The following is a 5169-nucleotide window of genomic DNA, read 5'->3' on the forward strand; positions in this document are numbered from 1 at the left end:
GTTCAGCGGGGGGTCGGGGGCAGGTCGCGCAGGGTGTGGTCGATCAGCCCCGCGATCCGGTGCACCGCCTCCCCGGTGAGCAGGGAGTAGTGGTGGCCGTCGACGATCTCCTCCTCGACGGGGCCGCGGACGTGCGGGTGCCAGCCCAGGGCGGGCAGGTCCTCCGCGTCGTCCACTCCCATGCCGACCCCGGCGTTGCGCGGTGAACGGCGGGAGGCGGCGATCAGGAGCAGGCGCGTGTGCGGGTCGGTGAGGTGTCCGGCGCGGTGCTCGGCCAGTGCGCGCAGATGCCGCTCGAAGACCCCCAGCCGCAGGTCGGCGCTCTCCCGGGGGCCGATCAGCCCCACCTCGCGCAGGCGGGCGGTGACCTCGACGCGCACCGTGTCGGCGGGCATGGCGGCCAGGTTCCGCGCGTCGTCGGGGCCGGTGAGAAGCTCCAGGTCGAGGAAGGCCTCCAACGAGTGCAGGTAGCGCACCGCCGCCACGGCGGTGTCCCCGCCCGGTCCCACTCCCCCGAGGCCGCGGATGCGGTCCGGGAGGTTGGAGTCGATGAGCACCAGGCGGGCGGTCCGTTCGCCCCGGCGTTCCAACTCCACCGCGGCGGCGTGGGCGAGGGTGCCGCCCATCGACCATCCGCCCAGCAGGTAGGGGCCCCGGGGTTGGACGGAGCGCACCGCCCCGAGGTAACGCTCCACCATCCCCGGGATGGTGGTCGGTCCCCGACCGCCGGTCAGCTCCGGGTCGGTGAGGGCGATGACCGGTCGGGGGTCGGCGAGGGTGCGGGCCAGTTCGCCGTAGCACAGGACGTCGCCGCCGGAGGGGTGGATCAGGAACAGCGGAGTCCCCTCGTCGTCACCGGTGCGCAGCGGCATCACGAACCCGTCGGGGTCCGCGGCCGTCCGCCGTGCCGGAGCCGAGGGCACCGGGACGGGACGGGCCTCGGCGGCCCCGGCCGCCGGGGCTCCCGCCCGGGGGGTGTCCCAGGCTTCCGGCGCCTCGGCCAGGCGCCGGACCCGGGCCACGTGTGCGGCGAAGGCGCGGTCGGCCTCCTCGGCCGGGATCACCGTCTCCTGGACGTCCCACTGGAGCAGCAGGGCGCCGTGCTGTTCGAGCACCTGGTGGTCGAGCCAGGTCTGCGGGGTGCTGCTCACCCCGTACACCGGGGCGCCGACCCAGTCCAGGTCGTGGGTGCCGCCCAGAGGGGCGGACAGACCCAGCGCGCTGGTGAAGACCACCGGCACCGACTCGGTGCGGCCGGTGCGCGAGGCCTTCTCCGCCAGGAGTTCCAGGGCGGAGAACTCCCGGTGCTCCAGGTCGGAGAAGAGGGTTCGCTGGGCGCGGTGGGCGGCGTCGGCGAAGCAGGTGTCCGCGCTCCGGTCGACGGCGTGCAGCATCAGCGTGGTGAAGTCGCCGACCACGTCCTCGGCACCGGGAAGTCCGGCGGGACGGTCGAAGAGGGTGAGGGTGAGGGAGAGCCGGTCCCCACCGGACCATTCGGCGAGGGTCTCGCCGTAGGCGGCGAGCAGCACCGCGGTGGGGGTCAGTCCCCGCCGGGCGGCCTCGGCGGTCAGCGCCCTCCAGCACCCGGGTTCCAGTCGGGCGCTGCGCCGGGCGAACCGGGGTCGCTCGTCCCGGTCCCCGGGCAGCCGGGGCAGGGCGGGGGCGCCGGGCAGGTCGTCCATCCGCTCGCGCCAGTAGGCGGCGGCCCTGCGGTGGTCCTCGGTGTCGGCCCGCTCCCGCAGGGCGGCGACGCAGCGCTCGAAGGTGGTGGCGGGCAGCGGCAGCCGCGCGTCCGGGTTCTCGTAGAGGGTACGCAGTTCGCGGTCCCACACGAAGTAGCCGGCGGTGTCGCAGACCAGCACGTCGACGTTGACGAAGAGGCGGATCACCCCGTCCGGAAGGCGGGCGGCGCGGATGTCCACCAGGGGCCAGCGCCCCGGGTGGGGTTCCCTGCGGACCATGGACTCCCGGATGCGCTCCAGTGCGCGTTCGCGCTCCTCCGGGGCGCGGTCGGCCAGGTCGCGGACCCGGATGCGGTACCGCGGAACCCGTTCCAGAATCCGGTTGCGGCCCTCGGCGGTGATCACGGCGCGCAGCATGGGGTGGCGTGCGATGACCCGGTTCCACGCCTCCTCGTAACGGGGGACGTCCAGGTCCGGGCAGTCGTACTCCAGGTGGAAGGAACAGGGAACGTTGCCCATCCGGTAGCCGCCGGAGCCGCCGATCCAGTAGGCGTGCTGCACCCGGGTGAGGGGGAACTCCCCCGGGGTTCCCCCGGTGTCGGTGTCCTCCGGTCGGGTCGACCCGGTCGGTTCCGGGGTCGTTTCCGGTGCCCTTTCCGCGCCGGGGGTGTCCAGCAGCGGGGCGAGGGAGGCGATGGTGGGGCGGGCCAACAGGTCCGTCAGGCGCAGCCGCACCCCGAGGTCGTCGCGCAGGCGCGCGAGCATCCGGGTGGCGAGCAGCGAGTGGCCCCCGAGCGCGAAGAAGTCGGCGTCCGGGTCGGTGACGGGGAAGCCCAGGAGGTCCGACCAGAGGGCGGCGAGAACGCGCTCGGCCGGCTCGAACCCGTCGGCCGGTCCCTCTCCGGCGCTCCCCTCCCGCCCGGGTTCCGGGAGTCCCCCCTGCGTGGCGACCACCGGTCCACCGGCGGTGCGGAGGGAGAGGTCGACCGGGGAGACCGCGATCGAGGGCGGGGCGTCGCGCCGTTCCGCGAGGGCCAGGATCCGGTCCAGGCTCCGCATGCCGTCGGCCGCGCCGATCGAATGGCGGGAGGCCACGACGCGTTCGGTGCCCCCGGGGCCGACCCGCCAGCCGTCCCAGGCGACGGCGATCCAGGCCGTGCGCCCGTCCTCCGCCGCGTGTTCCCGCTCGGCGAAGGCGTCCAGGAAGCGGTTGACCGCGGCGTAGGGGGCCAGGCCCAGGCCGCCGACGAAGGCGGTGGCCGAGGACATCAGCACCACGACCTCCGGGCGGCGGTCCCCGGGCAGGTCACGGACCGCGGCTCGCAGCGCCTCGGCGGCGGTCGCCTTGGCCCGGGCGTGCGCCCGAACCGACTCCTCGTTCACCGACCGCAGGGGGGTGACCGCCTCGGAGGCGACCACACCGGCGGCGTGGATCACCGGACCGAGGGGGCCGTCCCGTTCCGTCAGTTCGCGCAGCAGGTCGGTCATGGCCCGCGCGTCGGCGGCGTCGACGGCGCGCACCTCGATGTCCGCGCCCTCGGAACGCAATCGACCCACGGTCCCCGCCCGGGCGGAGCCGGCGTCCCCGTCCAGGCCCGTGCGTCCGGTGACGACGACCCGCCGGCCGGTGCGGGCCAGGTGCCCGGCGACGGTGAGGCCCACGTCGCCCAGGCCGCCGAGGATCACCGCGGTGGCGGCCGGGTCGCCGGCGCCCCGGGGTTCGGCGGTGTCCTCCGGTCGCCAGTGCTCCAGGGAGCGCACCCAGCGGTGTCGGCCGCGCAGCGCGACCTCCCTGCCCGACGCACCACCGCCGGCCAGTTCGGCGGCCTCCCGGCACACGGCGGCGACGGTCCCGGGGTCCGCCGGCCCGGCGCCGGCCGGGAGCCCGCCGGGCAGGTCCACGGTGCGCCACCGCAGGCCGGGGAACTCCTGGGAGAGCACCCGGGGCACGGCGAGGGCGGCGGCGTCCGCCGGGGAGGGACGGTCCCCGCTCTCCACCTGCTGGGTTCCCGTCGCGAGGTGCAGCAGGCAGGTGTCCCGTGCCCATGGGGCCATCGCGGCGGCGACGGTCGCGCAGTCGAGGATCGCGGCGCTCACCCGGTTCGCGGCGACGTCCGGGGTGTCCGGGTCGTCCCTCCCGGTGCCGTGGCCGGGGTCCACGATCACCACCCCGTCGCACGGTTCGGTGCCGGCGGTCGCGGTGACCACCTCGGCGCCGGCGTCGGCGAACGCGGTCCGGATCAGCTCCGCGCGGGGTCCGTCGCCGGCCACCAGCCAGCGGCCGGTGGGGCGGTTCGGGGCCGGGGGCGGGGTGCGGTGCCACACCGGCAGGTGGAAGGGCTCGTGCTCGTCGGGGGAGTTCCCCGCGTCCTGCGCCCCGGGTACGGGGTGAACGGGCGGGTCGATCCACAGTCGACGACGCCGGGAGGGGGCCGCCGGCAGCACCACCCGGCGCCTGCCCGGCCGGTGCAGGGCCTCGACCTCCGGCGACCCGACGCCGTGCGTCCACAGTTCGCCGTACGCGGCGAGCAGCGCGGACCGACCGGTTCCCGGTTCGGTGTGCGGGGGCAGGGAGGTGACCGCGCAGGCCAGGCGTTCGGCGTGCCGGGCGCGGGCGAGTTGGAGCAGGCCGTGGCCGGGGCCGGCCTGCAGCAGGGCGGTCGGCCCCGGGCCCATCGCGGTGGCGAGCGCGTCGGCGAAACGCACGGTGGACCGCAGGTGCGACACCCAGTGTTCGGCGTCCGGCGCCGTTTCCAGCCACCGCCCGGTGAGCGTGGTGGCCAGCGGGACGCGGGGCGGCCGTGCCACGACCTTCTCCGCCACGGTCCGCAACTCCTCCAGAGCGGGCTCCACCAGGCGGGAGTGGGCCGCGGCGTCCAGGAGGAGACGGTTGACGCGCACCCCCTCGGCGGACAGCTCCGTCTCCAGGGCGGCCACGGCCGGCGCGGGGCCCGACACCACGCACGCCTCCGGGCCGTTGACCACCGCCAGGTCGATGTCGACATGACGACGCAACAGCTCCCGAACCCGGGACTCCGGAAGCGTCACCGCGAGCATCGCGCCGCCACCGGCCGTCCGGGACATGGCCCGGGAACGGACCGCCACCAGGGCGACGGCGTCCTCCGGGGAGAGGACGCCGGCCACCACCGCGGCGGCGTACTCGCCGAGGCTGTGGCCGACCACGGCGTCCGGCTCCAGGCCCCCGGCGCGCAGGGTGTTCGCCACCGCCACGCAGACGGTGAACAGGGCGGGCAGTCCGTGGGCGGGGTCGCGCAGCAGGCGGCCGGCGCGTTCGTCACCGGGAGCGGCGGTCACCAGCGATCGCAGGTCGAAACCGTCGCCGGGGAGGACGTGTCCCCGGTCCGTGCTCCCGAAGAGTTCCGCGTACCGGTCCACGGTGGCGGCGAAGGCCGGCTCCCCGAGCAGGTCGTGCGCCATCCCGGCGTACTGCGCACCCCCACCGGGGAAGGCGAGGACGAGTCGGGGG

Annotated in this window: 1 protein-coding gene; it reads right to left on the reverse strand. The window is 76.1% G+C overall.

What is annotated here, in order from left to right:
* Positions 1-2: 2 nt before the first annotated feature.
* Positions 3-5169 (reverse strand): SDR family NAD(P)-dependent oxidoreductase (locus FNQ90_RS12055; protein WP_182606375.1); only part of this gene is annotated, 5167 nt, incomplete at its 5' end.

This window comes from Streptomyces alkaliphilus, assembly GCF_014141535.1.
Taxonomy (GTDB): domain Bacteria; phylum Actinomycetota; class Actinomycetes; order Streptomycetales; family Streptomycetaceae; genus Streptomyces; species Streptomyces alkaliphilus.